General features: G+C 52.3%; 24 protein-coding genes. 14 read left to right on the top strand and 10 right to left on the bottom strand.

Annotated elements, in window-relative coordinates; genetic code table 11:
- Positions 1 to 50: 50 nt before the first annotated feature.
- Positions 51 to 1,892 carry a mechanosensitive ion channel family protein gene (locus PQG83_RS07415; RefSeq protein ID WP_312748264.1) on the bottom strand — a complete coding sequence of 614 codons (1,842 nt, stop codon included), beginning with the start codon at positions 1,890 to 1,892 and terminating at the stop codon, positions 51 to 53.
- Between the two features lie 755 nt (positions 1,893 to 2,647).
- On the opposite strand from PQG83_RS07415, the gene PQG83_RS07410 reads away from it, so the two are divergent.
- The 3 genes from PQG83_RS07410 (at position 2,648) to PQG83_RS07400 (ending at position 4,496) form a co-directional block, all read left to right on the top strand.
- Positions 2,648 to 3,379 (top strand): TetR/AcrR family transcriptional regulator, encoded by a 732-nt coding sequence (locus PQG83_RS07410; protein WP_312748263.1) that lies wholly within the window; start codon positions 2,648 to 2,650, stop codon positions 3,377 to 3,379.
- A 71-nt stretch (positions 3,380 to 3,450) separates the two neighbouring features.
- On the top strand, positions 3,451 to 3,903 hold the full coding sequence (locus PQG83_RS07405) for a globin (RefSeq protein WP_312748262.1): 453 nt from the start codon (positions 3,451 to 3,453) through the stop codon (positions 3,901 to 3,903).
- A gap of 107 nt (positions 3,904 to 4,010) precedes the next feature.
- Entirely contained in the window at positions 4,011 to 4,496 is a 486-nt protein-coding gene (locus PQG83_RS07400; protein WP_312748261.1) for a hypothetical protein, read from the top strand.
- A gap of 40 nt (positions 4,497 to 4,536) precedes the next feature.
- Here PQG83_RS07400 and PQG83_RS07395 read toward each other — a convergent pair whose 3' ends face one another.
- Positions 4,537 to 4,836, bottom strand: a complete 300-nt coding sequence (locus PQG83_RS07395; RefSeq protein ID WP_312748260.1) for a hypothetical protein — start codon at positions 4,834 to 4,836, stop codon at positions 4,537 to 4,539.
- On the opposite strand from PQG83_RS07395, the gene PQG83_RS07390 reads away from it, so the two are divergent.
- From PQG83_RS07390 to PQG83_RS07370, 5 genes are all read left to right on the top strand, one after another.
- Entirely contained in the window at positions 4,830 to 5,936 is a 1,107-nt protein-coding gene (locus tag PQG83_RS07390) for an Lnb N-terminal periplasmic domain-containing protein (RefSeq protein ID WP_312748259.1), read from the top strand. The genes PQG83_RS07395 and PQG83_RS07390 overlap by 7 nt on opposite strands.
- 216 nt (positions 5,937 to 6,152) lie before the next feature.
- Complete coding sequence (locus tag PQG83_RS07385; protein WP_312748258.1) at positions 6,153 to 6,626, top strand: hypothetical protein; 474 nt, start codon at positions 6,153 to 6,155, stop codon at positions 6,624 to 6,626.
- 687 nt (positions 6,627 to 7,313) lie between these two features.
- Positions 7,314 to 8,009 (top strand): DUF3313 domain-containing protein, encoded by a 696-nt coding sequence (locus tag PQG83_RS07380; protein ID WP_312748257.1) that lies wholly within the window; start codon positions 7,314 to 7,316, stop codon positions 8,007 to 8,009.
- 64 nt (positions 8,010 to 8,073) lie between these two features.
- The gene (locus tag PQG83_RS07375; protein WP_312748256.1) at positions 8,074 to 8,403 is read left to right on the top strand and encodes a hypothetical protein; all 330 of its coding nucleotides are present in this window, start codon (positions 8,074 to 8,076) and stop codon (positions 8,401 to 8,403) included.
- 72 nt (positions 8,404 to 8,475) lie between these two features.
- Complete coding sequence (locus tag PQG83_RS07370; protein WP_312748255.1) at positions 8,476 to 9,789, top strand: OmpP1/FadL family transporter; 1,314 nt, start codon at positions 8,476 to 8,478, stop codon at positions 9,787 to 9,789.
- 353 nt (positions 9,790 to 10,142) lie between these two features.
- On the opposite strand, the gene PQG83_RS07365 is transcribed toward PQG83_RS07370, so the two are convergent.
- Positions 10,143 to 10,931, bottom strand: coding sequence for a DUF3313 domain-containing protein (locus tag PQG83_RS07365; RefSeq protein WP_312748254.1), 789 nt, complete (start codon positions 10,929 to 10,931; stop codon positions 10,143 to 10,145).
- Positions 10,932 to 11,207: 276 nt separating this feature from the next.
- Here PQG83_RS07365 and PQG83_RS07360 point away from each other — a divergent pair, with 276 nt between their 5' ends.
- Positions 11,208 to 13,361, top strand: coding sequence for a Tex family protein (locus PQG83_RS07360; protein ID WP_312748253.1), 2,154 nt, complete (start codon positions 11,208 to 11,210; stop codon positions 13,359 to 13,361).
- Between the two features lie 603 nt (positions 13,362 to 13,964).
- Here the strand turns inward: PQG83_RS07360 and PQG83_RS07355 are convergent.
- Positions 13,965 to 14,861, bottom strand: coding sequence for a LysR family transcriptional regulator (locus PQG83_RS07355; RefSeq protein ID WP_312748252.1), 897 nt, complete (start codon positions 14,859 to 14,861; stop codon positions 13,965 to 13,967).
- A gap of 140 nt (positions 14,862 to 15,001) precedes the next feature.
- Here PQG83_RS07355 and PQG83_RS07350 point away from each other — a divergent pair, with 140 nt between their 5' ends.
- The 3 genes from PQG83_RS07350 (at position 15,002) to PQG83_RS07340 (ending at position 17,594) form a co-directional block, all read left to right on the top strand.
- Positions 15,002 to 16,474: an MFS transporter gene (locus PQG83_RS07350; RefSeq protein WP_312748251.1), complete on the top strand. Its 1,473-nt coding sequence runs from the start codon at positions 15,002 to 15,004 to the stop codon at positions 16,472 to 16,474.
- A gap of 203 nt (positions 16,475 to 16,677) precedes the next feature.
- Positions 16,678 to 17,229 (top strand): hypothetical protein, encoded by a 552-nt coding sequence (locus tag PQG83_RS07345; protein ID WP_312748250.1) that lies wholly within the window; start codon positions 16,678 to 16,680, stop codon positions 17,227 to 17,229.
- A gap of 119 nt (positions 17,230 to 17,348) precedes the next feature.
- On the top strand, positions 17,349 to 17,594 hold the full coding sequence (locus PQG83_RS07340) for a GIY-YIG nuclease family protein (RefSeq protein WP_312748249.1): 246 nt from the start codon (positions 17,349 to 17,351) through the stop codon (positions 17,592 to 17,594).
- Between the two features lie 432 nt (positions 17,595 to 18,026).
- Here PQG83_RS07340 and PQG83_RS07335 read toward each other — a convergent pair whose 3' ends face one another.
- Positions 18,027 to 18,236: a hypothetical protein gene (locus PQG83_RS07335; RefSeq protein ID WP_312748248.1), complete on the bottom strand. Its 210-nt coding sequence runs from the start codon at positions 18,234 to 18,236 to the stop codon at positions 18,027 to 18,029.
- A complete protein-coding gene (locus PQG83_RS07330; RefSeq protein WP_312748247.1) occupies positions 18,217 to 18,690 on the bottom strand; it encodes a type II toxin-antitoxin system VapC family toxin in 474 nt (157 codons plus the stop codon). Before PQG83_RS07330 ends, PQG83_RS07335 begins: the two co-directional genes overlap by 20 nt.
- Positions 18,691 to 19,198: 508 nt before the next feature.
- Here PQG83_RS07330 and PQG83_RS07325 point away from each other — a divergent pair.
- Complete coding sequence (locus tag PQG83_RS07325; RefSeq protein WP_312748246.1) at positions 19,199 to 19,432, top strand: hypothetical protein; 234 nt, start codon at positions 19,199 to 19,201, stop codon at positions 19,430 to 19,432.
- A 189-nt stretch (positions 19,433 to 19,621) separates the two neighbouring features.
- Here PQG83_RS07325 and PQG83_RS07320 read toward each other — a convergent pair whose 3' ends face one another.
- Positions 19,622 to 19,936 (bottom strand): hypothetical protein, encoded by a 315-nt coding sequence (locus PQG83_RS07320; protein ID WP_312748245.1) that lies wholly within the window; start codon positions 19,934 to 19,936, stop codon positions 19,622 to 19,624.
- A 279-nt stretch (positions 19,937 to 20,215) separates the two neighbouring features.
- Here PQG83_RS07320 and secB point away from each other — a divergent pair, with 279 nt between their 5' ends.
- Positions 20,216 to 20,677 (top strand): protein-export chaperone SecB, encoded by a 462-nt coding sequence (gene secB, locus PQG83_RS07315; protein WP_312748244.1) that lies wholly within the window; start codon positions 20,216 to 20,218, stop codon positions 20,675 to 20,677.
- A 463-nt stretch (positions 20,678 to 21,140) separates the two neighbouring features.
- Here secB and PQG83_RS07310 read toward each other — a convergent pair whose 3' ends face one another.
- The 3 genes from PQG83_RS07310 to PQG83_RS07300 all read right to left on the bottom strand — a co-directional run bounded on the left by PQG83_RS07310 (position 21,141) and on the right by PQG83_RS07300 (position 24,746).
- Entirely contained in the window at positions 21,141 to 21,386 is a 246-nt protein-coding gene (locus PQG83_RS07310; RefSeq protein ID WP_312748243.1) for a DUF433 domain-containing protein, read from the bottom strand.
- A 1,299-nt stretch (positions 21,387 to 22,685) separates the two neighbouring features.
- Positions 22,686 to 23,171, bottom strand: a complete 486-nt coding sequence (locus tag PQG83_RS07305) for a YehS family protein (protein ID WP_312748242.1) — start codon at positions 23,169 to 23,171, stop codon at positions 22,686 to 22,688.
- A 591-nt stretch (positions 23,172 to 23,762) separates the two neighbouring features.
- Positions 23,763 to 24,746 carry a restriction endonuclease gene (locus tag PQG83_RS07300; RefSeq protein ID WP_376753581.1) on the bottom strand — a complete coding sequence of 328 codons (984 nt, stop codon included), beginning with the start codon at positions 24,744 to 24,746 and terminating at the stop codon, positions 23,763 to 23,765.
- Positions 24,747 to 24,762 lie beyond the last annotated feature (16 nt).

Genomic DNA, 24,762 nt, shown 5'->3' with positions numbered 1-24,762 from the left:
ATTCCTTTTGCTAAAACTTTTACTACACGGACCCTATTCCTCATTCTACCCTAAGAAGAGGTAGCTGAAACCGGTGAACCCGGGGGAGGATATTCTAACGTCCCTCGGAGTTCGGCGATCTTGTCCAACGGGAAATTCGGAAGATACAGCGCCTGCTGTTCCCGCCATTCCTGGACTTGAGCTTCGGCTACCTCCCCTAGATGGGTGTCCGGGCTTCTTCCCTTTTCCATGTGAAGCGTTTGTGAAGGCAGTGCGAAACTTGCACCCGCTTTCTGCACAATGTCCATGATGCGCAGGTTCAGATCTTCAGCCACCTCGAGAAACTCTCCATAATCCGTGACGTCGACATAGGCAAAGATTTCAAGGTTAAAGGAAAATGCGCCAAATTCCTGGAAACGAATTCTGGCGGGGTCGGAAAGGACTTTGGGGTGGGCGTACAAAAGCTTTCGAATTTCAACGAGAATGAAACGTATCTGGTCCGGAGTGGTTTCATGTCGCAATCGAACTTGCGGATGATACCAAATCTTTTTTCGCTTCGAATAGTTTTCCAGTTGTGTTTGTGCGAAGTCGACGTTAGGAACAGTGATGATCGTATTGTCGAGGGTTCGAACCTTCGTCGCACGTAACCCGATCTCTTCAACCGTCCCGGTGTGATCGCCGAACCGGCAAAAGTCTCCCACGGTTACCGGTTGCGAGGCGTATAAGGTGATGGCCGAAATCAGGTTTTCAATGGGTTTTTGCAGGGCCAAGGCCACCGCCAACCCTCCGATGCCGAGTCCTGCGAGAATGGTGGTCACTTCAAACCCCATATTATCGAGCCAGGCTAATAGGGCGATAATGACAAAAAGCGTTTTGAGACCTGTTCCCAACGGGGATAAAATGACCACAGCAGAACTTTTACCCTGCCGTTCAAATCGCTGGGTTAACCGGTCCAGCATAAAATCCACCATACAAAATATCGTCCAGACGAGGGCAATGGTCATCACCGTTCGTGCCTGAAGAACGGCTTGAAACCATATGGGAGGATTAATATATCCAATCATGACTCTCCCTATCAGGAGAAATAGAAGAAATCGTCCGGGACCTACTAACAGGCGTGAAATTTGATCACGGGAAGCAGATGGGCGAGAACGAACAACAAGGGCAATCAAAGAAGTGACGGCATAAGCCACTCCATACGCCACGATGACGATGGTCCCCAGGCCGACCCACAGCCAGATTTCTATCCCGAGTATTTTTAGATCAAAAAAGGCGTCCGGAAAGAAATTTTCTAAGTAACCGTACCCGAATTCTCGGTACAACCCGGGTATTTGAGCGACGGTCGCATTGGAAAATTTCCAGATAAATACTCCGTCTTCACGGGGTATCCGTTGGAGAAGAATATCGATGGTTTGTCCTCCCACCTCGATGTGTCCCACTGAGTCTCGATAGGAGGGTAAGCCGTCTTCTTGCTGCCCGGTCGGATCGATGCTCAAATCGGTAGGATCGATCCAAAGAGCCCGATCCAGTACAACTTGGAATTGCCTGGCGAGATATGGCTGCCGGATTTGGGAAATCCCTCCTGGCAGATACCGAAAATCCAGGTATTCCGCGGCGCGTTCGTACTGACCCTCTTTGCCGGCGGCTAGAAAGCCTTCCACGGTGCCACGAGGAGTCCCACGACCGAATGGATCATCAGGAATTGGGAGTTTCGAATCTTCCGTATCTTCGCTCTTGTCTTTTACCGGTTCCTCATTTGGCGAGGGTTCCTTTCCTGCCACAATTTCCTTCAATGTGGGCTGTCCGAAGGCAGATCCTCCCAACATGAGGCCAGCCGAGCACAGGCCGATCACCAGTGCCAATACCTGACACATACACGTCGTCACCCGTTGTTTTCTTTTTCTCACGTTCATACATTTTCCTCCTTTTGCTCATTTTCCTTTTTCAAGTTATGGGTCGAATCGAAGGTGCTAAAATTTTGGTTTGAAATTCCTGACTTGTAATCATTTTCCATCAACAAGCGGACCTTTTGTTGCAATGGTGACGTCAAGCCTGGCTGAGGATGAATCCAACACTATGCAAATCCTGATCGAAAAAGTGAAAAGGAATCAGAAGCTCTTAATCGCCGGGTAGATATAGATTTGACGAATCAGAAGTCTAAGGGGTTGGCCCCTGGGTGAGAAGGCTATCAAAAAGAATTGGGGCAGTTAAACATCCACCTCGAACGAAAATGGCGAACCCTTCATTAAGGTTTGGTGCCTGAGGGCGGTGCACTATACATTCATTTGCATCGTGCGGGGGACGCGCCAAGGGTGCGAGTACCGATGGGCCGTCCCGGTTGAGGCTTCTCGCGGTAACGAGGGACGAATGAAAAAACCAATCGTGTAGTCCGTCTGTATTTGCCCGGAAGAACGGATCCGGGTTGGAATTTACAAGAGGAGTTATATGATGTGACGTGACAACCGAATCACCGGCCACGCCAATCTTGGCGTTTCAGACATCAGAGGAAACTCACAAGTGAGTGTTGCAGTGACTGGTTACTCATCAAGCATTATTCACTCCATGTATTATTAATGGTTTATTAATGGTGGGTTTTTTGAAAACATTATGTTTGCGTGCAAAATGTCAAAATTTGACGTAAAGTCATTTATTGTGCTAAAAAGTCTCAATGGCTACATCAGAAAGAAAAAAACGAGAGTATGCACAGCGGGAAACGCTGATCATCGACACCGCCAGAAATCTGTTGTTGGAAGTTGGCTATATCGAACTCAATATGGATCGGATTGCGGAAATTACTGAATATTCAAAGGGAACAATTTATCAGCATTTTTCCTGTAAAGAAGAAATTCTGGTCGCGATGCTCATTCAATCCGCGCAAAAATGCGGCACGTTTCTCCTGAGGGGTTCTCAGTTTCAGGGCACTCCACGGGAACGAGTGGCTGCGATGGCTTTGGGATACGATTTGTTTATTCAGCTTAATCCTGATCATTTTAAATCAAAATTATTGCTCCAGAATGAATCCATTAGAGGAAAGGCTTCTCTGGTTTTCCAAAAAAACCTGGAAAAGGCCGAGCAGGATAATATCGGGATTGTCTCCGGAGTTTTACGGGACGCGGTCCAGGAAGGCCACGTGCAACTTCGGAAGGGGGTGACCATTGAGGAGGTCACCTTTGGCTTGTGGACCGGTGCCTATGGGGCCTTTGTGCTGATGTTCTCCGAAGTGAACTTAGAAGCCCTAGGAATTTCAGATCCGAGAAAGGCGGTGTGGGAAAACATCCATGCCTTATTGGATGGGTTCGGCTGGCATCCGTTTTTTCACGAGCTGGATTGGGAAGAAACCAGGAACCGCATCTTGAAGGAAATTTTTCCACAAGAGGTTCATCAAGCAGCCATCGCCTAATCGGGACTATTTTTTTGGAATATAATGACTAAAAGTCAAAAATTGACTCATGAGCAAATTTGGACGAAACCATGACTCAAAATTATCAAACCAAATATTGTAATGCCCTCACTGAGACCCAACTTATATCCATCGAAAAAGGCCTTGTTTGGTTAAGTGAAGACACATCTCCATTTTCCAGGAAATTGTATGACCGCCTCTTGGAGGAACATCCGGTCCTCAGGAAGCCTCTGCTGACTACAGGATTTCAGGAATTCCACAAGGCCTTTCTAAAAGGTTTTGCTGCAATTGTTTCCGCCTACCGGACAGGCCCGGATCTTCGAACGGTATTGGAGGAATATTGGAATTTTCCGGTTGTGGAGCTCACGCCAGCTATAGAAAGAAGGCGGTTTAACAGACTGGCAGAGACCTTTTTGAACGCCGTTGCGGAATGTGTGGAGGATGCCTGGTGTCCCCCCGTGGAGGAGGCTTGGAGGGTGGCAATCAAGGAAATTGAACGCGAACTTGTGGACCCCGGTGATTGAAACCTATTACTCAGACACCGAAGGCCTGGCTCTCACGTTTTTGGACAAAAGAGGGCTCCCCTTGGAAGACAAGATGGTGAAGGGGTAGAATAAAAGGAAGGAGTGGCATGATGAATCCAGTAGCCAGAACTCACATTTCAAATACAATCCTACCGGCACTTATTCTTTTGTTGCTATCGTGGTCGTGCTTGGGAATTTCTTCGAATGCAGCAGCGATGTTAGTCGCGAAGAATGTTGTGGGCGGAAAGGAATTCGGTCCCATGCCTGATCTCACGGAAAAGAGCACCGCTAGATTACCCGAAAGCCACCAAACGGAAAAACAATTGTTCGATGTCCCGCTTCTTCAGGAGACTCCTCCCAAATACGATTTTAAGTGGAAACACGGTCCAAATTTTTCTCTCAAAGATCCAGGAATGTTACCGGGAATCCAATTTGGTGTCGAAATGCACAGTATTCAGGCTTTGGAAACGGTCATTCCCGAAGGAAGCCTTCCGAAAGAAATACCCGTGAATCGTGACCGGCTGCCGCTGGTTCTTCCTCCCTCCGTCAATGGTGCTGACTATAACGGAGGATTTCTCCGGTTCACCTGGTAAATTCCGAAATTAATTTATACTCTTCGGCCGCCGGTTCGAATTAAAGTTCTACTTTTTCCCTTTCATCAAACGGGATGGTGACATCCCCATGGGTTTCGACAAATGACGTACCCTTGCGGTGATACTGCAGTTTGACGGCGGCAGCACTCCTCCCTGAACCTACTAAAGAAAATTGGGGAGATCTGTCATCACCGCTTAAACATACCGCCGATTGCACCAGCACCCCTCTCGAAGCCGGCGCAAGAATTTCCCACTTCCAAACTCGAATACGTTTAAAAATATCCGGATCGATGATCGGGATGTTGCGCGGATGTCTGTTTTTCTGAGTCTTCTGTGGCATTCGCCAATGTGACGCGTCTTTTACGGTCGGTTCGCAAGGAACCAGGAGAACAACACACCTCAACTCTGACGCACATGAATCAGGAAATTTCCTTTCGCCGGATAACAAAGTACGTTGGTCTTTTTCTGGGAGCGTTCCTGATTGTTGCCACCGGAGCTTGGGGCACCTTCGCCTTATATTTTGACGGGCCGGAACATGACACGCTCCGGACGTTCCTGGCTTCAGGCTTTGCAGGGGCCGGCCTGGTGTCGTTGGTGGGGTATGGCACACCACGATTTCGATGGTTGGCCACCGGGTCCTATCTCAGCCTGTTTGTCGTGCTTGTGATGTGGTGGAGCATGATCGAACCCTCCAATGATCGCCAGTGGCAACCGGAAGTGGCGTTACTTCCCTATGCCACCTTTGATAAAAATTTGATCACGGTCCACAACATTCGAAACTTTGATTACCATACCGAAACCGACTTTACCCCCGTCTATTACGATCGCCCGTATGATCTTAAGAAACTGGATTCCGCAGACCTTGTGGCTGCCTATTGGATGGGACCGGAGATCGCGCATATTTTTCTCACGTTCGGGTTCGGTGATGATTACTTGGCCATTTCCATCGAAGCCAGAAAGGAAGCCACGGAAGGCTATTCGTCAATCAAAGGTTTTTTTAAACAGTACGAGCTGATCTATATTGTGGGTGACGAACGGGATCTCATCAGGGTCCGGACGAATTATCGAAAAGATCCGCCCGAAGACGTGTATCTGTATCCATTGGCGGGATCACCTGAAAACGCCAGACGGGTATTTCTGGATTACCTGACCACCATCAACCAACTGCGCGAGCGGCCAACGTTCTATAATACGCTCACCGCCAACTGCACGAATGTCATTTGGATGCACACCCGTTTGAATCCCGGCCATGTGCCATTTTCCTGGAAGATTTTGTTAAGCGGGTACACGCCTGCCTACCTGCATGAGCAGGGAAAACTGGGCACAGGTTTTTCTTTTGAAGAATTGCAGCGTCGTTCACACCTCAATGAGGTGGCATTACAAGCCGATCAGGCTCCTGATTTTTCCAGGCGCATTCGTTCCCATCTTCTCTCTCCCTGATCTTCGGATTGAGGAATCTAGCCGGTTCTCGGGCTGCGGCCATTGTGCCCTGTCGGTTTTAACCGAATCGAAGGTCAGGTTGAATCGCCTTGTCTTCAGCGTTTACTTTAATTAGTGCCTTTGCTAGGCTCAACGCCGCACGTTCAGGCGAAGATTTGAGGGCGTACCGTTCCCTTCGCATTCCATATCTACCTACAACTTAGGGGGAGTTTTCCTATGAATCAGTTCATCATGTTTGTCGTTGCCGCAGCCATCACGTGCGTGACTCCAGCATTTGCAGAGAATGCACAAATCACCAATATGCAAATTCTGATCGATAAGGTCAAAGCGGATAAGAAGCTGCTCATCGCCAGCAATATGGATTTGACGGACCAAGAATCAAAAGATTTCTGGCCCCTGTATGAAGGGTATCAAAAAGAACTCGAACATTTAAATCAACATTTGGGCGGACTCATCAACGAATATGCGGAGGCCTACAATAAAGGGTCCGTGCCGGATAAAGTGGCCAAAGATCTCATCAACGAATCAATCAAAACCGAAGGGGCGGAAGTCAAAATGCGGAGGGAGTATGCCGAAAAACTCAGCAAAGTCCTGCCCGCTCATAAAGTCGCGCGGTACCTCCAAATGGAAAATAAAATCCGGGCTGCGATCAAGTTTGACCTAGCTGCGAATATTCCCTTGATGGATTAGTCGAGGATTCAGCCATGGTTTCTGATTTTTCCCTCGGCGGGATCGTATAGGTTGGATTCGTGGGTTTGGTGCCGACCTAACCGGCTCGCTTCTCTCGGATCGATGGGGCGAGTCGGTGATCCAAGTATAGTCATGTGTGAACCAATCCACGAAAATCCTTGGTTCAAGATAAGTCGGGGGCAGTCTTTACCCAATTTTCTGAAAAGAATGGCTATGGACGATGGCGAGTGTGCATGCTAACTGCCGATGGTTTTTCGTAATCCTCACTGCCGCTATTCTGGCTGGCTGTCAAAACCCCGGTGGGTGTGGCCCGGGTCGATTCTGAGACCGTTAGGCACCAATTAACCAAAAAAACGTGATCTCCTCAGGGGAAACCAGCCCATTTACCAATAACGTGCTTCGGGTCACCGACCTGACTGATGCCTACTTTGATGATGCGCCTATTATGTTGCGCCGGAAGGGATTGGAAAGATTGTCTCTATGATGGGCCTAAATCCTGGTAGCTTCCTGAACCACCACTGTTCGAGTGTACTGATGCATGCGGAGTTTTTCAGGTGATGGTATGGGCACCACGTTCACCGTACCTGTTGTTCTTCGTATGTTTTGAATGCTGATATCGCTATAATCCCGAAAAAGACAACTGCCTTGTACGAGCATCTTATCAATCTTAAGCCAGGGAGAAGCGTAATGATCCGTTTACCTTTACATGTAGTGCTCATCCTGTTGGTAGGTGTATCGGGTTGTGCCAGCACTCAGCAAACCCGGAGCGTGGAACAATCAGGATTTCTTGGGGACTATTCCATGTTAAAAAAAGGGAAAAGTGACGAAACCCTTTTGATCTATAAAAATCCTCAAGCCGATTGGAAGAAATACGAGAAAATCATTCTTGATCCCGTCAACCTCTGGATCGGCAAGGATTCCCAATTGAAAGACGTGTCCGCGGAAGATCGTCAACGGATGGCGGATCTCTTCTGGGTCAAATTGCATGATGCCTTAAAAAACGATTATGAAATCGTGACCACACCCGGTCCGGATGTCATGCGTCTCCAGGCCGCCATTACGGAAGCCGAATCCTCCAATCCCGTGTTAGATACGGTTTCAAGCATCGTTCCTCAGTTGAGAGTCTTAACCGGAGTCAAAGGGGTCGCGACAGGCGTTTCCGGTTTTACAGGTTCGGCGAGTGTAGAGTTGAAAGTCACGGATTCCTTGGATAAGACCCTGCTGGCCGCTGCGGTGGATCGCCGGGGAGGGACGAAAAATCTGAGCGGAGTCACCAATTCGTGGCACGATGTCGAGGAAGCCTACCGGTATTGGGCGGAAAAAACACGCTGGCGGGCATGTCTGCTTCGAGGTGGAGAAAATTGTGTGGAGCCGGAGGCGTAAGGGCCAGTCATTCCCAACCAAATCCGGTCAAATCATCGCGTGATTCACTGACAAGGAGATGACTATGAAAGTTGTGCCCTGGTGGTCCGGTTGCGTACTCCTTACCTTGGCGTCCTGTGGTGGAGGAAATCTTCAGCATATGGATGCGACACCATATGCTGAAATGATCGAGCGTCCTAACGGGGAGTGTCCGCATTCCAAGATTGAACAAGGTGTTGTCAATAAACATCCGGAGGCGACGGTCATGGTGACCGTTGCCGAGATCACAGGAGAGAAGGTCATTACGACTTCCCAAATACCTGTGAAAGCCAATCAAACGGTCTATCTCGGGTGCGCCTTCCTGCCGTCCGGCCAGGATGCGGCTCGAAAAATTCTCGACGTCCAATTTGAATAAGCGATTTCAGGGCCATGCTTAAAGCATGGCCCTGGACATTCCGGCAAGACATCCTTCACATAAGGAAGAATTATGAATGCGTGGGTTGCGGTGACATTCCGATGGCATATTCTGAGTCTACTCCTGGTGGGACCATTCCTTTTCCCTTCATGGGCTCAAGCCGGAGGACTCTTTCTGACCGAGATCGGGACTCCGGATGTGGGACTCGCTGGAGCGGGATGGGCGGCGCGCGCGCAGGACGCGTCAACCTTATTTAAAAATCCCGCCGGCATGTCCCTCCTGGAGGGCGCGCAATTTCAGGGTGGCGCCCAACTGTTATATGGAGATATTGGATTCACCTCCGACGGCAAATCCACCCCGTCCGGCGGCGGCGGCGGGAATCCCATCGACGTGATTCCCGGAGCCAGCGGATTTTACGTGCATCCCCTGGGAGATGATTGGAGAGTGGGCTTTGGCATCTTTTCCAATTTCGGGCTTGGATTGAAATACACGGGGGAATGGGTCGGTCGCTATTACGTGAAAGACGCGCTGCTGGCCGGTGTCAGCTTCATGCCCACCGCAAGCTATCGGGTGAATGAATACCTGTCTGTCGGTGGAGGCGTCAACGTGATGCTTGGCGCGGTCAAACAAACCGTTGGTATCAACAATCTCGGGAGTACCAACGACGGGCAAATGCAAATCAAAGATCAGGCAGTCGGGGTGGGAGGCAATATCGGCGTCATGTTTACCCCGACACGAGGGACACGCTTCGGCCTCACGTATCAATCGCCCATTGATTTGAATTTTTCCGATAAACCGAAATTTACGAATCTTGGACCCATCGGTACCGCCCTGCAGAATAACGGCCTACTGAACAAGAAACTCGATGTCGGCATCACCGTCCCCCAATCGCTGATGTTCAGCGCCTACCACGACCTCACCAGGCAATGGGCGATCATGGGTAACTTAGGATGGCAGGACTGGTCTGAATTCGGGAAGGTGGATGTCGGCGTGAATACGGCGAATCCCACGAGCGTCGTCACCAACCTGAACTATCAGGATACCTGGCATGTGGCGTTTGGGACCCAATATCGTATGAATTCCGCATGGGTGCTCTCAACGGGTTTTGCCTACGATAGTTCCATGGTGAAGGATAAAAATCGCACCCTCAGCGTCCCCGTTGGCGAAACCTACAAGTTCGGATTTGGAGCCCTTTGGCAAAAGACACCCGCCCTTAATCTGGGTTTTTCCTATGAACTTGTCTGGGGGGGAGATCTGCCGGTTGATCAAAATCGTGGACCACTGGCCGGCCGGGTATCCGGTGATTTTAAGAACACCACCCTCCACTTTTTTGCATTGACCGTCACCTGGGGCGAGGGGGTGAATATTGGGCCAGGAGGGGCCTGAGGCCACCGTCCGTCGGGAATGCATCGGTGACAAGGTCACGACAATTGATGACGTGAACGATCGTGTGAACCGGCAATCTCCATCGTCACGTGGTTAAAATTTCCGTCTGAAATTTTCAACCCCCGCCCGCGGTGTCGGACCAACGTGAGAACGGGAGGACGGAGAGAGACTCGGAATTTGCTGCGTTCGATCAGGAGCGGGGAGTCATGGGAGAGTGCGTCAGCAGACAATCGTCATGCAGGAATAAACGGCCAGACCCATTCCTATGAATTCTGGATGGCGTGAAGCACGCATGGTCGCCGGTTCGAATTCCGGATGCGGATGCACTGCTATCTTGAGCACACCACCACGGATTACTGAATATCTTTCCGATACTCCCGTAGGCCGCGTTCCTCGTCTAACCGTTGTCGAAGTTTCTTGCCCCAATAGTCAAAGATCTCCAGCACCGGTCCCAAAGAATCTTTATCGCGGGTCAGGAGAACCTCTGAGCTCATCCGCTTTTCCACGTACGCCACCAGTCGTTCCTGGCTCTGGGTATCCAATATTTCGACCTCAATGGCCGCCTCGCCCTCTAAGGCATTCATGCCGGAAATCTTTTCGGAAGCCTGGATCAGGAGATCATTGGCCAGCGGAAGGATATGATCCGGCGTGGACACTACCGGGCGTTCCAACAACACGTCCGTCAGGGCCGCTCGAAGCCGCAGGACTCCCGGACCGGGATCTTTCACAATCACATACCCTCCTGCCAGCGCCCGGCTCATACTGTCCTGGAATCCCAGCGCCAGTTTCCAGGCCGTTAGGGCATCAAGACCGCCATACTCAGAATGTTGGCTGGGCCAGATCACCAGGGGATCGAGAATAATGTGGTCGTATCCCTTGAAATTAACCCCCGGCTTCCGATAACTCCACGCACCGCTGTCATCCGGCGAAGGACGAAGGCTGGTGTAATCGGTTAAAAATCCGGAAAAATTCAACGGCTCGATTTTGGGAGTACATCCGGAGAGACTGACGATCACGCACAAGAGCATGCTCAGCCGGTGTATTTGCGGAAAGGTGTGAATCACGGTATCCTCAATTTTTTCGAGATCGAAAGTTGACGAGTATATCCCGTCTACTCCATAAAGGCCATATCGCGGCCGCACTCCAAATCAGCTCCATCGAGAACATGAGGGTGTCCATCTTGAGGGCATGGCTTGTGGTTGGTAGGGGAAGTCTGCTCCTGTCTGGAGGCACGGTCGTGCGGTCTGTCACACACGGAGGGACCGGGTGACGTTGAGCCGGGTTGAGAAGACGGTTGGGTCCCGACAACATGGCCCAAGTGATCTGCCGGGAGCATGTATCTGCAATCAGGCCTGGGGTGTGACGAACGGCTCGTAATGACCATTTCACTCATGAATACGTAAGGATGGAAACAGCATATGAATTCAGCATTGCATGATCAGACCATTGCGAAGGAACTGAAGATCTCCGACAAGCAGGTGGCAGCCACGGTAAGCTTGCTGGATGATGGCGCCACGGTGCCGTTTCTTTCACGATATCGCAAAGAAGTGACGGGCGGGTTGGATGAGGTCATGATTACCTCCATTCGGGATCGTATCGCGCAGCTTCGGGAATTGGATAAGCGGCGGGACGTCATCCTGGCCTCGCTCGAGGAACAAGGCAAACTCACCGACGCGCTTCAAGGGCAGGTGCACGCGGCCGCGACCATGACCGAATTGGAAGACATCTATTTACCCTTTCGCCCCAAACGCCGCACGAGAGCCATGATCGCGAAAGAACGGGGATTGGAACCGTTGGCGTTGAGCCTCTGGGCGCAAGAGGCCCAGTTGCATGTCGAAGCCGAGGCTCAAAAATATCTCAATGCGGAACGCAGTGTAGAGACCGTGGATGATGCGTTGGCCGGTGCGCGCGATATCATGGCCGAATGGATCAGCGAAGATCTGCAGGCTCGCGCTTCCATGCGGGCGTTGTATCTGGAGCAGGGAATCTTCAAAACCACTGCCGTGCGGGGGAAAGATGTTCAAGGCAGCAAGTATCGGGATTATGTCGAATGGGAAGAACCGGTCGCCAAGGCGCCTTCACATCGCGTGCTGGCCATGCGGCGTGGGGAAACAGAAGGGTTTCTGACCTTTCGGGTGCTGGTGCCTGAACCTGACGCGCTGTCGCTTCTGCATCGCCTTTTTCTGAAAGGAAAAGGGCCGGCATCGGAACAGGTCACCCTGGCGATCAAGGACAGTTTTACCAGGCTCCTGTCACTCTCCATGGAAACCGAAGCCCGCCTGGTCACCAAAACCCGAGCCGATCAAACGGCGATAGAAGTGTTTGCGCAGAATGTGCAGCAACTGCTCATGGCGCCACCGCTGGGCCAGAGGACCGTGCTGGCCATCGATCCGGGATTTCGCACCGGATGTAAAATGGTGTGTCTGGACCGCCAGGGCACCTTGCGTCATACGGAGACCATCTTCCCGCATCTGGGAGCAAGCGGGGCCGCCAAAGCGGGAGACACGGTGGTGGAATTGTGTCAGCGTTTTCCGGTTGAGGCGATCGCGGTGGGCAACGGGACCGCCGGGAGGGAGACTGAAACGTTTCTCCGCGCATTGAAATTGCCATCCGCCATCCCCATCGTGATGGTCAACGAAAGCGGCGCGTCCGTGTATTCCGCGTCCCCGGTCGCACGTGAGGAATTTCCCGATCACGATGTGACGGTGCGTGGCGCCGTCTCGATCGGGCGACGGCTCATGGATCCCTTAGCCGAACTGGTAAAGATCGATCCCAAGGCCATCGGCGTCGGGCAATATCAACATGATGTCGATCAGGGCATCTTGAAACAACGGTTGCAGGATGTGGTTATCAGCTGTGTCAATCGGGTAGGGGTGGACGTAAATATGGCGAGCCCGCAACTACTCACGGCCGTCTCCGGTGTGGGTCCGCAACTTGCCACGAATATTGTGGCCTATCGACAGGAGCATGGCCCGTTTGCCAGCCGAACCGCATTAAAGAAAGTCCCGCGCCTGGGAGCCAAAGCGTTTGAGCAAGCGGCAGGATTTTTACGCATCACCAATGGCGAGCATCCGCTGGATGCCAGCGCCGTGCATCCCGAACGGTATCCCGTGGTCAACGCGATGGCCAAAGACTTAGGCTGCACGGTGAAGGATCTCATGAAGGATCCTGCCCGGCAACGCACGATCGATCTCAATCGATACATCACGGAGGACGTGGGCAAACCGACCTTAATGGATATCCTCACCGAATTGGCCAAACCCGGCCGTGATCCGCGCCAACAATTTGAAGCCGTAAAGTTTGATGAAGGGGTGCAATCCATCGAGCAGGTCACCCCCGGCATGATTCTGTCCGGGGTGGTGACCAATGTCACGGCCTTTGGCGCGTTCGTCGATATCGGCGTGCATCAGGATGGTCTGGTGCATATCAGTCAACTCGCCAACAAATTTGTCAGCGATCCCAACACGGTGGTGCAGGTCAATCAACAGGTCAAAGTCACCGTCCTGGAAGTCGACGTTCCCCGCAAGCGTATTTCGCTGTCCATGAAAGCAGCGGCAAACGGGAAGTCCTGAGTCACGGTGGTCATGTCTCCGTGTCCTTGTGGGAATCCGAGACCCTTCGATCCGAGCCCGCCGCATCCCCGCGAATTTCACCACAACCCGGTCTCGTTCTACACACCATCTGCAGATCGGGCAACCGGGCCGACGCGCACATCAACAGGCAGCCCGTGTCGGAGTCCGGCGAATTAAGCCGACTTTCGGGTTCCCTCCCATCCGGACCGAATCAGTGGGTGCGCACCTAGAGGGAGAACAAGCCGTCGTGTGATCAGCCGCGATCTTCAGGACTGATCCTTTACCTTGATGGGTAGCACTGGATCCGGCAGGCAATCGGCAAGCGTGTCCTGGGGGAGTGTTGAATAATAATAAGGAGGTTCAAGGGCAAATTTGCGCAGGATGAGATTACTCATCAAAGGCTACGGGTCGGTTCAAAAAAGCATGCCCTGAGTCTTCCCGAAGGGTCCGTCCAGTCCTGTCCTGAGGCCCCTCGAAGGAAAGGCCGCAGCCGTTTTTACGCGCGGAGCGTACGTTTAGTACGTGAGCACGGGAAAATGGCGAGAACGTCGCTGGCGGCTTTTTTCAACAGACCCCCTGGTGGACCGGGGGAGATGTCCCGCATCAGCGGATCGTCGCGCAGATATCCCGGATGTGGCCGCGAAGCCAGCGATGCGCCAGATCGGCATCCAGCCGGGGGTGCCAGAGTAAGGAAACGGTCACCTCCGGTGTGGAGAACGGAAGGGGAAAGCTCTGCATGCCGGTGCGCAGATTTCCGGTGTGTCGTTCGGGAACACTGGCGATCAGGTCCGAACCCCTGGCGAGCGCCAGCGCCGCCGAAAAGCCGCCGACGATCGTGACGATCTCCCTTGTCAGATCCAACATTTCCAAGGCCTCATCAATCGGTCCCTTGTCGAGACCCCTCCGCGAGACCACGACGTGCTTTCCGGCCGCATACCGGGAGGGCGTGATCTTCCCCTTGCTCAGCACGTGTCCTTTTCGCACGACGCCGATAAACCGGTCGCGGAACAATGCCTGCACGCGCAACTCCGGGGCAGTCGTGTCACTCACCACGCCGGTTTCCAGATCGACGGTCCCGTCGCGAAGGGGCGTGCTGTCTTTGTCGGGCTTCTGTACGAAGCGCAGCCGCACGCCGGGCGCTTCCTTGCCGATGCGGGCAATGAGATTTGGTCCGAAGTTCTCCACAAAGCCTTCGCCGGTCCGGAGCGTAAACGTCCGGACGAGCTGTGTGAGGTTGAGCTTCCCGGCCGGGCGTAGCACCGCCTCTCCCTCCTGCACGAGCTGACTGACCCGCTCCCGGAGTTCGAGCGCCCGGGGGGTGGGAACGAGACCGCGTCCGGCCCTCACCAACAGTGGATCGCCAATCGTCTCACGCAAGCGCGCCAGCGCGCGGCTCATCGCCGACGGACTCAGCCGTAACCGTCGGGCTGCCCGCGCCACACTCCCTTCCGCGAGCACCGCATCGAGCGTGACCAACAGGTTGAAATCAGGAGTCGACATGCAGGGATTGTAGCACAGTTTTTTTCTGATGTAGCGTCACATGCACGAATACAGTGCAAGTGGTGCGTCTTCCGCCAGGTCACCGCAGAGCGTATATTTTGGAACATGACAGGTCGAGAGTGGCCAAAAAAGCGGAGGGTATGGTGAAGACAATTATTGCGAACCAACACACGGTCGACCATGAAAATGCGGAACGAGAACCGACGGTACGATGGGCGCTCGTCAGCCTTTCGCTCTCCATGTTGCTCTCTTCGCTCGACACCAGTATCGCCAATGTGGCCTTACCGACCCTGGCCCTGGCGTTCACCGCCTCCTTCCAGGAAGTCCAATGGGTGATCCTCGCGTATCTTCTCGCCGCCACGACCCTCATCGTCAGCGTCGGACGGCTCGGTGACATCATCGGCCGGCGCCGGCTGCTGTTAGCCGGAATTTTCCTCTACACGGTGGCCTCGGTTCTGTGCGCTGTCGCGCCCACGTTCTGGTTGTTGATTGCCGGGCGGGCAGCGCAGGGCCTCGGTGGGGCTATCATGATGGCACTTTCCATGGCGTTTGTCGGCGAGACGGTATCGAAGGCCAGGACCGGGAGCGCCATGGGCCTGCTCGGCACGATGTCCGCAATCGGCACGGCTCTTGGTCCATCGCTCGGCGGCGTGCTGATCGCCGGATTCGGTTGGCGGGCCATCTTTCTCATGAACCTGCCGCTGGGGATGCTGACTTTTCTTCTCGCGCACCACTACCTCCCTGTTGATCGCCGGGAGCCGGAGACGCATCGGGCCGGATTCGACCATGCGGGCACGCTCCTGCTGGCGCTGACGCTCGCGGCCTATGCCCTCGCCGTGACGATCGGTCGAGGCAGTTTCGGTGCACTCAATCTGGCACTGCTCCTGGCTGCGGCCATGGGCGTCGGCCTCTTTGTGCACGTCGAGGCGCGAACCGTCTCGCCGTTGATCCGATTGGCGGTGTTCCACGATTCCATCCTGAGTGCCAGCCTCGCCATGAGCGCACTCGTCACAACCGTGGTGACGGCGACGCTGGTCGTCGGGCCGTTCTATCTCTCTCGAGCGCTCGGGCTCGATGCGGCAATGGTGGGTCTCGTCTTATCGGCCGGGCCGCTGGTCGCCGCCCTGACGGGGGTGCCCGCCGGGCGCATGGCGGACCATTTTGGCGCACCACGCGTGGCGATCGTCGGGCTCATCGGCATGGGGGCCGGTTCCTTCATCCTGGCCATGATACCGGCGACATTCGGGATTTCCGGTTACCTCGCTCCCATCGTCGTCATCACCGCCGGCTATGGGTTGTTCCAGACGGCCAACAACACCGCCGTCATGACCGGTATCAGTCCGGACCAGCGGGGGGTCATGTCCGGCATGCTCAACCTCTCGCGCAATCTCGGACGTATCACCGGGGCATCCGTGATGGGTGCGGTGTTCGCATTCGCCTCGGCCACGATCGACATCACTACGGCGCCTCCAGAGGCCGTGGCCAGGGGTATGCGGAACACATTCGCCGTCGCCGCGATGCTCATCGTCATCGCGCTCGCCCTCGCAGTCGGCATGTCCCGGCGCACATCGGGTAATCGGGAAGTGGCTGTGGAAGCAGTGGCAGGCGAATGAGAAAGGCTCGGGATGAACCCGGAGCGTGTCACCAGGAAACACATCGATACACGACTTCCGACTCCTTACCCCTTACAGGCTTCACACCCGCATCGATCATTCCGACACGAGGTATACCTGCCGTCCCATTCCTAATTGCGTTCCCATCCGATACCATTGACAAGACATCCGAACATCACCAATATCCACGCGGGAACCTCCGCATGAACAATTTTAAACGTATTCTCATCTTTACGGTCAGTGTGTTTCTTCTCTCCTTTGGATACTTCCTCTCTCTCTATCCGAATCGGCCTGATGATCCCGAGCACGAAACATTTCTGCGCGAAATCGGGGAGGGCTTCGGGACGCTCGGCCTCTGGGCACTGGGCATTATTTATGGAAGAACGTTGGTGAAGTTGGCGTGTGGTCAGGGTGGCCTCCTTCAGCGACTTGTCCCGGACGAATACGACGTGTCTGCGATCCCGCCATTCAGCACTCTTCTCAATGTGTTGAATCGCACACACATCTATGTGGGGATTGTGGCCATCGCGGTCATCCTGTTGCACATCGCGATGGTCGGCCTGAACGCCGACATCTTATTTTTTCCGGCCGTCCTGGCGCTGGTGCTGTGGCAGGGCCTGTTTGGGTTTTTCCTGACATGGCGATATTCTCCGCAGGATTTGAAAACGTTTTCGTATTTTGTACATGCGCAATTCGTGACCGGCATCATGATCGGCATTTTCTCGGTATTTGGACATTTGCTGCTCGACGATTAGTCGTTGAGGGGGACCATCACGGAATTTTTCCAGGGGAGATTCCTGTGGCCTTGAATGGGTAGGGGCCATGTCACTCGCAGCGTGACCTGGCTGCATGAATCATGAGGAAAGGGCTTTGTATGGCGTGGACGGTCTATATGTTGGAATGCGCCGATACCAGTTTGTACACCGGAATTACCCTGGATCTGGAGCGTCGTCTAGACGAGCACGCAAAAGGGAAAGGGGCCAAATATACGAAACACCGTGGACCGTTTACCGTGGTGTTCACCGAACTGCAGGAGACGAGAGGCCAGGCACTAAAGAGAGAAGCGGCGATTAAATCCATGAAGCGAAAAGCAAAACTGGGCTTAATCGGCACAGGATAAAACGGTCGCGTACCCTCATTCCTTTGTTCTTCATCCGCCATCACCATCTTCTTTCTTTCTGTATGCCCGACGCGTGCCATCGGATACCAATCTTATTTTCCGCATGGTCATCCTGATCCATTCGACAAGGCTAAGGACAAGGGCTTCGGCGAAGGATCTGTGCCCCAAGCTATACACCCCGCAGGGCAAACTAAGAGCCATCCTCCCTTTGTCATGCCCCACATTTCCCATCGGGCATCCAACTTCATTCTCTTAACCGATAGAGACTAAAGAAAACCGAAAAGCAGAATTCCATCCCGATGTAACGCGAGGATAATGATCTTTACCAAAGGAGTATCGGCATAGGATATCTGGAGAGGATAGGGGGCGTTCTTGCAGATAAAGCCCAGTAAGAATCAACCGGGAGGGAGCTTATCGTCTGGAATTTCGCGATCATTTGTGCATTGTGCTGGAGTCAGTAGAGGAGGTGTTCCCTGAAGATTCTTTCCGGGTTTTGGCGGTCGCCATTCGCTGCTTCAGCTCATGTGTGCGTTCGGACCAAAATGCCAACTTCTCCTGATCCGTCAATTGGTCGATTGTTTTCTTCAATTGCTCTGCGCCCTGGTGCTTCATTTCAACACAGTCAAAAGTTTTCGTCTTCATACACGATCACCTCCAGAGGAGAGAATATTGAGATTGTTTCATGTCTTTTTAAAATATTGACGGCATTATATAAGGAAATCTTATCATAATGCACAATGTGCTTGAAGTTCCAACTGACAATCATGGTACTGCGTGCCACGGTGGCGACTGCAACATGAAGCGCATCCTCAGCCCATTTCGCTGAAACGATACCTGCCTCCAAATAGGCGTCTCTGAGGTCAAGAGCAGATTGGGTGATTTCGGCCACTTCCATAAATCGGAGCATGTCGGAAAACAACCGTTGAACATCAGGGGGAGCAGGACGGATCTCTTCCTGAACGAGTGCCGAAGTTACTAATGAAAATCTTCCTTCCCGGATCTGATCAAAAAACCTTCCGCTGGTGTCGCGAAATTCCTCATCATAAAACCCGCCAAATACGGACGTATCAGCATAGATCCTGGGGATTGTCATCATTCCCTCACACTTTTTTCAGAGTTTCGCTCTATCCAGTATTTGATGCCGTCATTGATGATGCAATGTGACTTCATTCTATCGTCCTCAACATCTTCTGTCTTATGTCGGTTCATTGTCCTCCTTCCGGCGAAACCTTACCAAATACGATTCAGCTTAGCATTATGCCAATCATTTTTTGACGGAATTGTCGTTTGGGTCTGGCGGGGAACATCACCCCATGAAAACCGGCATCATCAACAGATGGGGAGAAGCACCGTCAGGCGAAGACTTTTCCGAGAACTCGGCGGGTTCTTCCCTGCGGGGTAACGTGCGCTGGTGGTCATCCTGGGCCGGAGGCGAAAGAGGTGTGTTCCCGGCGAAACCACATAAGGACAGCAGAGAGATTTCCCTGGCATCATTTCCGACGTTGATCATTGGGCATTTGCCCCGGAATGCCTCCCAATAACCCGCAGGCAAAAGTACATCAGTCTCAATAAGCAGGAAAGTGGAAAATGGGCCGGGAGTCTGTGTGAATAGAATGTTCCGATCCCAAGCCCTGGTAGGGGAAATTGAAGGAAAATTGACCGAACCTATCACCTTCAGGTCGGCCACCCCGGCTGACGCGCTAATCAACAGGCGAACCGTTGATCCGACGCCTGCCGGTTGGCCCAAAGGAGGGACGCTCTTATCCGTTGGCGGGCCTTGTTTGAGCCATGCGAGTTGGTCCGCTCTTCTCAGGATTGGCGTCCATCCTCTTCAATGAGGCCAAACGGGGCGTCACTGGTTTTGGCCACTTTTGCCGAAACAAAAGTGGCTCGGCTGCCGGGCCGAAACCCGGCATCAAAAAGGCAAATCCCATCTAAACAATCGGGAAGGTGAAAATGAATTGAGAGTATGTGTGAATGGAAAGCCCGACCCCACGCAGATTGCAGACCAAACGAACGGGACAGATTCAACCCGGTTTATGATAGCCATACAGCCGGTTTAACACTTCTGACAAAATCTCTTCATGTAGCGCCTCCGCTTCCTCCCAGGTGGAACAGCGGCGACACGTTTGATCAAGATCGCCTCCAAACACCATCGTTTCAAACAGGAGAGGGGGGCCGGCGAAGAATTGATGATCAATCCCGAGGAACACGGTCGAGACCTCAATGTCTGCGACCTGTGTGCGGCTCACAACCCGATCGGCCGTTTCCACCCATTCGCCAAATTCCTTGGCACCCGAAGCGGGAACGACGACCTGATTACGTAAAATATAGAATCGCATGCTTAGAGCTCCGGATCATATTCGACGCTACCGTGGTCTCTTCCTCTCTAGCATAGGACATGATGCCAATCTCTGGCCTTCGACATCAACACCGGCGACGAACTTTCCTCATCTGCAAGTAACCCCCCCTTCTCCATGCAAAAGGAAGGGGAGCCGGGTTGCGTCTCATGAGGAATCGATGACAATATGGGTTTCTTTTTTTTGAACGCCGGAAGATCAGGTTGGTCAGGCCTCCTTGTGGCTTGATGACTATCTTTATTACGCACAAGAGGATGACACATGACTGAAGAACAGAAGCCCGTGTTTACCATAGAGAAAATTTACGTCAGGGATTTGTCCGTGGAAGTCCCTCATGCTCCCGGCATTTTTCGGGAGGGTGGAGTCCCACAGGTTCATGTCGAATTGAAGACACAACATAAACGTGTGGAAGAGGACATGTATGATGCGTCCCTGACGGTGACCGTGACGGCCAAGGTCAACGAAAAAATCATGTTTATTGTGGAAGTGGAGCAAGCCGGCATTTTTCGGATTCGGCATGTCCCGGAAACGGAAATGGGTGCGGTGTTAGGGATCGGATGTGCGAATATTCTCTTTCCCTATGTTCGGGAGACGGTGTCTGATGCGGTGACACGGGGAGGGTTCCCGACCGTCATGCTCAACCCGGTGAATTTTGAAGCTCTGTATCAACAACAACAGCAACAACAACAAACGACACCCGATTCCGCGGCCACCATCCACTGAGCCAGCTTCTCGAGCGAAGTGCTATCTCGAAGGGAGGGAGCACTAGCGTATGGGGTCGCTCAATCACGAACTGTATGGATTATCTGCAGGGAGAGCAAACAAGGCAAGGCAGTCAAGGTATCGGATTACAAGACTTGACCCCAAGAACTCACGGCAGAGAAATTTGGATGAGGTCGCCGGGTTGAATGGTCTTAAGGGTGTCCTGGATAACCGGGAGTAACGTCACCACCAAGGAAACCTGGTTGGTGGGAAGAACGATAATGGAAAGCCGGTGACCTGTCAGGTTCTGTTGATAACGAAGGTTCTTGTCTGCAGTAAATCAAAACGGTGAATTGTTGGCTGGCAGCCGCGAGCAACTCAACATTTTTCATCCCCGTCCATCCCATCTCCTGGACTGTGGCAATTGAAAACTCGTGAAGACGAATTTTAACAACCCGTGGAACGGATTCGTCTAGAAGAATGGTCAAGATCGGTGAGCAAGTTTCAGAAGGGTTGATTTGGAAAACTCAAGCACTTGGACGGCTTGATCACGAGTGACGGTAGGGAAATTCTCAAGAAATCCGTCCAAGGTCAGTCCGGCTTCCAAATTTGTGATGAGCGCGTCTACCGGAACACGGGTACCCTCAAACACCGGTGCCCCGCTCAGGATGCCTGGATCAATCGTAATAGGTAATTTTTGAAGTTCTTGTTCTTCTATGACAAGCGACATAGTTATCCCTTTCTTTAGGGTCTTCCTGAGAACTATATCCGGGAATGAGGGTGAAGTCTAATATTCAAAGGGTACCCGGTTTAAGACAAACTCGGTTTTGGAAATGAGTCGGATCGAATAACGCTATCATTGCCGGCTAACAAGGAAGGGAAGGATGAGGCACATGGTTATTCGGCATACTGCTGCCAATAGGATCGCGGCATTGAACGCTAACTCCTTTGGGACCTTGGAGCTTTCATGTCTTTGTAGGGGCGACAGGCCACCCATCGGGGTTTCTCCCCTTGGTTGGACCTTTTTTGTTTTACGGTCATCCTGATCCATTCGACAACTCTTAGGACCAGGGCTCCACGAAGAATCTGTGCCCCAAGAGAAACGGGGGAGGGTTAGCGAATCCCTCCCGCCGGTCTTCATTCCCGCCAGTATTAAGCGGGAATCCATCTCTTTCTTGGGTCAAATTGAGTCAGGGGAGAACCGAAAAGAAGAAGTCCCTCTCACTCCAACACGATTTCGGTCCATAGAGTGGGGGGAGGGAGGTTGGGGCAAGGTGGGAGTGATCTGTGAATGGAAGCCCTGACGCTGTAGCGCGAACGGTGTTTCTTCTGTAGTCCGACGCCTGCCGGCTGGCCCCAAGGAGGGACGCTCTTCGCATCTGGCGGCCCTTGTTTGAGCCCTGCGAGTTGGGCCGCTCTTTTCAGAGTTGGCGTCCCTCCTCTTCAATGAGGCCAGACGGGGCGTCAATGGTTTTGGCCACTTTTGCCGAAACAAAAGTGGCTCGGCTGTCGGGCCGAAACCCGGCATCTAATCTAAAAGACAAGTTATATCCATCTTCCCCTCCATCTCCTGCCAGTAGTCATCGGAAATCCATTTTCCCATTTTCATTCAGACCTGCAATAACTATCGGGCATCTATCTTACTTCCCCTATGGTCATCCTGAGCAGCAGCGAAGGATCTGTGCCCAGCCGCACCCGCGCATCGAAACATTACGCCCCTCCGTCATCCCTGCAGGTGGTCATCGGGCATCCATCTTCAATCCTTCACCCAACCGAGACCAGAGAAAACAGAAAAGAAAAAATTCGTCCCACGCCAACACGAATTTGTTTCCACAGAAACAGGGGGAGAGAAAAAGCCCCCTGGAGCTACCAAGGCAGGGCAGTCAAGATATCGTATTTCAAGACTTGCCCCAAAAACAGGAGAAAAATTGAACAACTAATGAATTGACGAATCGAGGCTGAACAGGGCCAGTGTGAGAGGGGGAGTATGAGTTAACCAAAGATTTTTCCCCACGACTTTAAGGGGTGGCTATTGAAAGAGTTCGTCGGGTTCCGTCTCGGGACGATACTGAAGTTGAAGGCCTTTCAAGAAGTTCCGCAAAATTTGGTCTTGGCATTTGCGATAGTGTTTATGATCAGGTCTGCGAAAAAATGCACTCAGCTCATGTTTGCTTATACGAAAATCAGCCAAAGCCAATATCGACAAGATGTCATCGGCTTGTAAATTGAAGGCGATTTTCAGTTTGACGAAAATAATATTATTATTGAGCCGTTGTTCTGGTTCAGGCTGCGCGCCATCTTTCTTGCCCCGCTTAGCGTTAATCAAACCATTGAGAAACGTGGCGAACATGGTGTCAGGACATTCCACAAAATCCGGATCATCATCTTTTTTTAACCACGCACTCACCTCTGCTCGGGTCACGGTCTGGTTGGCCTGAGCAAAGACCTCAATCATTTGGGAATCGCCCAAATCCAGGATGTAGCGAATTCGACGCAGGCAATAATTATTATTCATGTCGGTGTTCCCGTGACTTCATGGTGCTCTGTACCACGAATTGGTGAGAGTTGAATTCGAATTTTTCATTAGCAAATGCGATCGTAGCACTGGCCATTATGGTCTTTCGCGTTTGCGTGTGGACTGTCCCATTGAGCAGGACCTGCCCAGGCCAGAAGCAGTTTAACGTATGCAGTCACGACCCGGCCACCAACCCAATAAAATGCCAGAAACTCCCTCGCCCTTGTAGGTTAGGAGCAAGGTGGGAGTGAGATTTGAATGGAAGCCCTGACCCAGCAGCGCGAACGGTGTTTCTTCTGTAGTCCGGCGTTATCCTCAGCCTCCTTCCTCATTGTCATCCTGAGCAGCAGCGAAGGATCTGTGCCCAGACGCACCCGCGCATAGAAACGCGATGCCCTTCCGTCATTCCCGCCAGGAGTAAGTGGGAATCCATCTTCGTCTCCGGCATGCCCGAGACATATTGAAGATCGTCTTTCTGCGAGGGGCCTGGTTGCATGTTGGGTGGGCGGCTCATCTCTCAAAAGTCCATACTCATTCCTGATCACGCATACGTGGCATGAGCATCTCCATTTCGTTCATATAATCAATTTATTAGGTTGGCCAATAAATCCGAGTAAGAGGGAGGAGTGCACGAGTTTCGGAGTCCATCGTTTCATAGTGGTCGGTGATCGCATCAGCAATTTCATCAAGATCCATTAAGGTGAGGGGTATGGAAGAACGTTCTGCCTCATAGTGGGCATCTTTGGTAAACCCACCAGTACTAACGTACAAACCTTTGTCGTCTTTATGGCGACCGCCTACAAAACTCCGAATTTGCTGCGAACCCATAGCGCCGCGTCGATGTTTCACTTCAACCACAATGCGGGGTGCTTCGAAACCAAAGCCATCCGGAGAAGCTATGATATCCTTGCCCCGGTCTGGCCCCTGCGGAGAAATACGGGTTTTGTATCCCATGGCACGAAGAAGCCCGGCGATCAGTCTTTGCATTTGTTCCCAATCCAATCTGGAGAGTTCATCTTTAATGAATTCATGGGATCGTGCCTGGATATCCCTAAGGACGTCTTTTTCCTCAGCAATTTCATCCTGAACCGTAGTATGTGCGGCAACCGTCTTCCCAGCCACCAAGGATTCGATCTCTTTTGCACCTTCTTCAGAAATGCGGAAAAGGGTTGAAATAGCTCCAAGCGAATTTTTGGTAGATACAGAAATGGCATCACGGGAAACCTCCCCATCCCACTTTACTCGTCGAATATTGGGTAAATCTTCCACTACGCCAACCATATGTTCGTATTTACCTAACACCGTACCTACAAGATAGACCCGACGTGCTGGATCATAAGTAAGAACTTTATCACCAGGCTTAATATCTTGAAAAAATCTCCAAACCTGCCCAGCAGACATAGCAACGTTTCCTTTACTCCAATCTGGCCACTGGCTTTGGATTCTACTTGACAGCTCTTCCCTGGACCGAAATTCATTTAAATCTCCGATATCTCCCCAGCCAATTGCGACCACCGAGTTTTCCTTGCAGTCCCCAAACCGATAGCCTTTTTCGCCAGCTCGGACCATCCACATTGGGTTATTAGCCATT

The sequence above is a fragment of the Candidatus Nitrospira neomarina genome (assembly GCF_032051675.1).
GTDB classification, from domain to species: domain Bacteria; phylum Nitrospirota; class Nitrospiria; order Nitrospirales; family UBA8639; genus Nitrospira_E; species Nitrospira_E neomarina.
Note: the sequence above shows the minus strand (reverse complement) of the source record. Positions and strands in the feature narration are given on the sequence as shown.

Excerpts from the sequence above, each read along its gene's own strand:
- PQG83_RS07415 (WP_312748264.1), bottom strand. The coding sequence starts at position 1,892 with ATGAACGTGAGAAAAAGAAAACAACGGGTGACGACGTGTATGTGTCAG.
- PQG83_RS07410 (WP_312748263.1), top strand. The coding sequence starts at position 2,648 with ATGGCTACATCAGAAAGAAAAAAACGAGAGTATGCACAGCGGGAAACG.
- PQG83_RS07405 (WP_312748262.1), top strand. The coding sequence starts at position 3,451 with ATGACTCAAAATTATCAAACCAAATATTGTAATGCCCTCACTGAGACC.
- PQG83_RS07400 (WP_312748261.1), top strand. The coding sequence starts at position 4,011 with ATGATGAATCCAGTAGCCAGAACTCACATTTCAAATACAATCCTACCG.
- PQG83_RS07395 (WP_312748260.1), bottom strand. The coding sequence starts at position 4,836 with ATGCCACAGAAGACTCAGAAAAACAGACATCCGCGCAACATCCCGATC.
- PQG83_RS07385 (WP_312748258.1), top strand. The coding sequence starts at position 6,153 with ATGAATCAGTTCATCATGTTTGTCGTTGCCGCAGCCATCACGTGCGTG.
- PQG83_RS07380 (WP_312748257.1), top strand. The coding sequence starts at position 7,314 with ATGATCCGTTTACCTTTACATGTAGTGCTCATCCTGTTGGTAGGTGTA.
- PQG83_RS07375 (WP_312748256.1), top strand. The coding sequence starts at position 8,074 with ATGAAAGTTGTGCCCTGGTGGTCCGGTTGCGTACTCCTTACCTTGGCG.
- PQG83_RS07370 (WP_312748255.1), top strand. The coding sequence starts at position 8,476 with ATGAATGCGTGGGTTGCGGTGACATTCCGATGGCATATTCTGAGTCTA.
- PQG83_RS07360 (WP_312748253.1), top strand. The coding sequence starts at position 11,208 with ATGAATTCAGCATTGCATGATCAGACCATTGCGAAGGAACTGAAGATC.
- PQG83_RS07355 (WP_312748252.1), bottom strand. The coding sequence starts at position 14,861 with ATGTCGACTCCTGATTTCAACCTGTTGGTCACGCTCGATGCGGTGCTC.
- PQG83_RS07350 (WP_312748251.1), top strand. The coding sequence starts at position 15,002 with ATGGTGAAGACAATTATTGCGAACCAACACACGGTCGACCATGAAAAT.
- PQG83_RS07345 (WP_312748250.1), top strand. The coding sequence starts at position 16,678 with ATGAACAATTTTAAACGTATTCTCATCTTTACGGTCAGTGTGTTTCTT.
- PQG83_RS07340 (WP_312748249.1), top strand. The coding sequence starts at position 17,349 with ATGGCGTGGACGGTCTATATGTTGGAATGCGCCGATACCAGTTTGTAC.
- PQG83_RS07335 (WP_312748248.1), bottom strand. The coding sequence starts at position 18,236 with ATGAAGACGAAAACTTTTGACTGTGTTGAAATGAAGCACCAGGGCGCA.
- PQG83_RS07330 (WP_312748247.1), bottom strand. The coding sequence starts at position 18,690 with ATGATGACAATCCCCAGGATCTATGCTGATACGTCCGTATTTGGCGGG.
- PQG83_RS07320 (WP_312748245.1), bottom strand. The coding sequence starts at position 19,936 with ATGCGATTCTATATTTTACGTAATCAGGTCGTCGTTCCCGCTTCGGGT.
- secB (WP_312748244.1), top strand. The coding sequence starts at position 20,216 with ATGACTGAAGAACAGAAGCCCGTGTTTACCATAGAGAAAATTTACGTC.
- PQG83_RS07310 (WP_312748243.1), bottom strand. The coding sequence starts at position 21,386 with ATGTCGCTTGTCATAGAAGAACAAGAACTTCAAAAATTACCTATTACG.
- PQG83_RS07305 (WP_312748242.1), bottom strand. The coding sequence starts at position 23,171 with ATGAATAATAATTATTGCCTGCGTCGAATTCGCTACATCCTGGATTTG.
- PQG83_RS07300 (WP_376753581.1), bottom strand. The coding sequence starts at position 24,746 with ATGTGGATGGTCCGAGCTGGCGAAAAAGGCTATCGGTTTGGGGACTGC.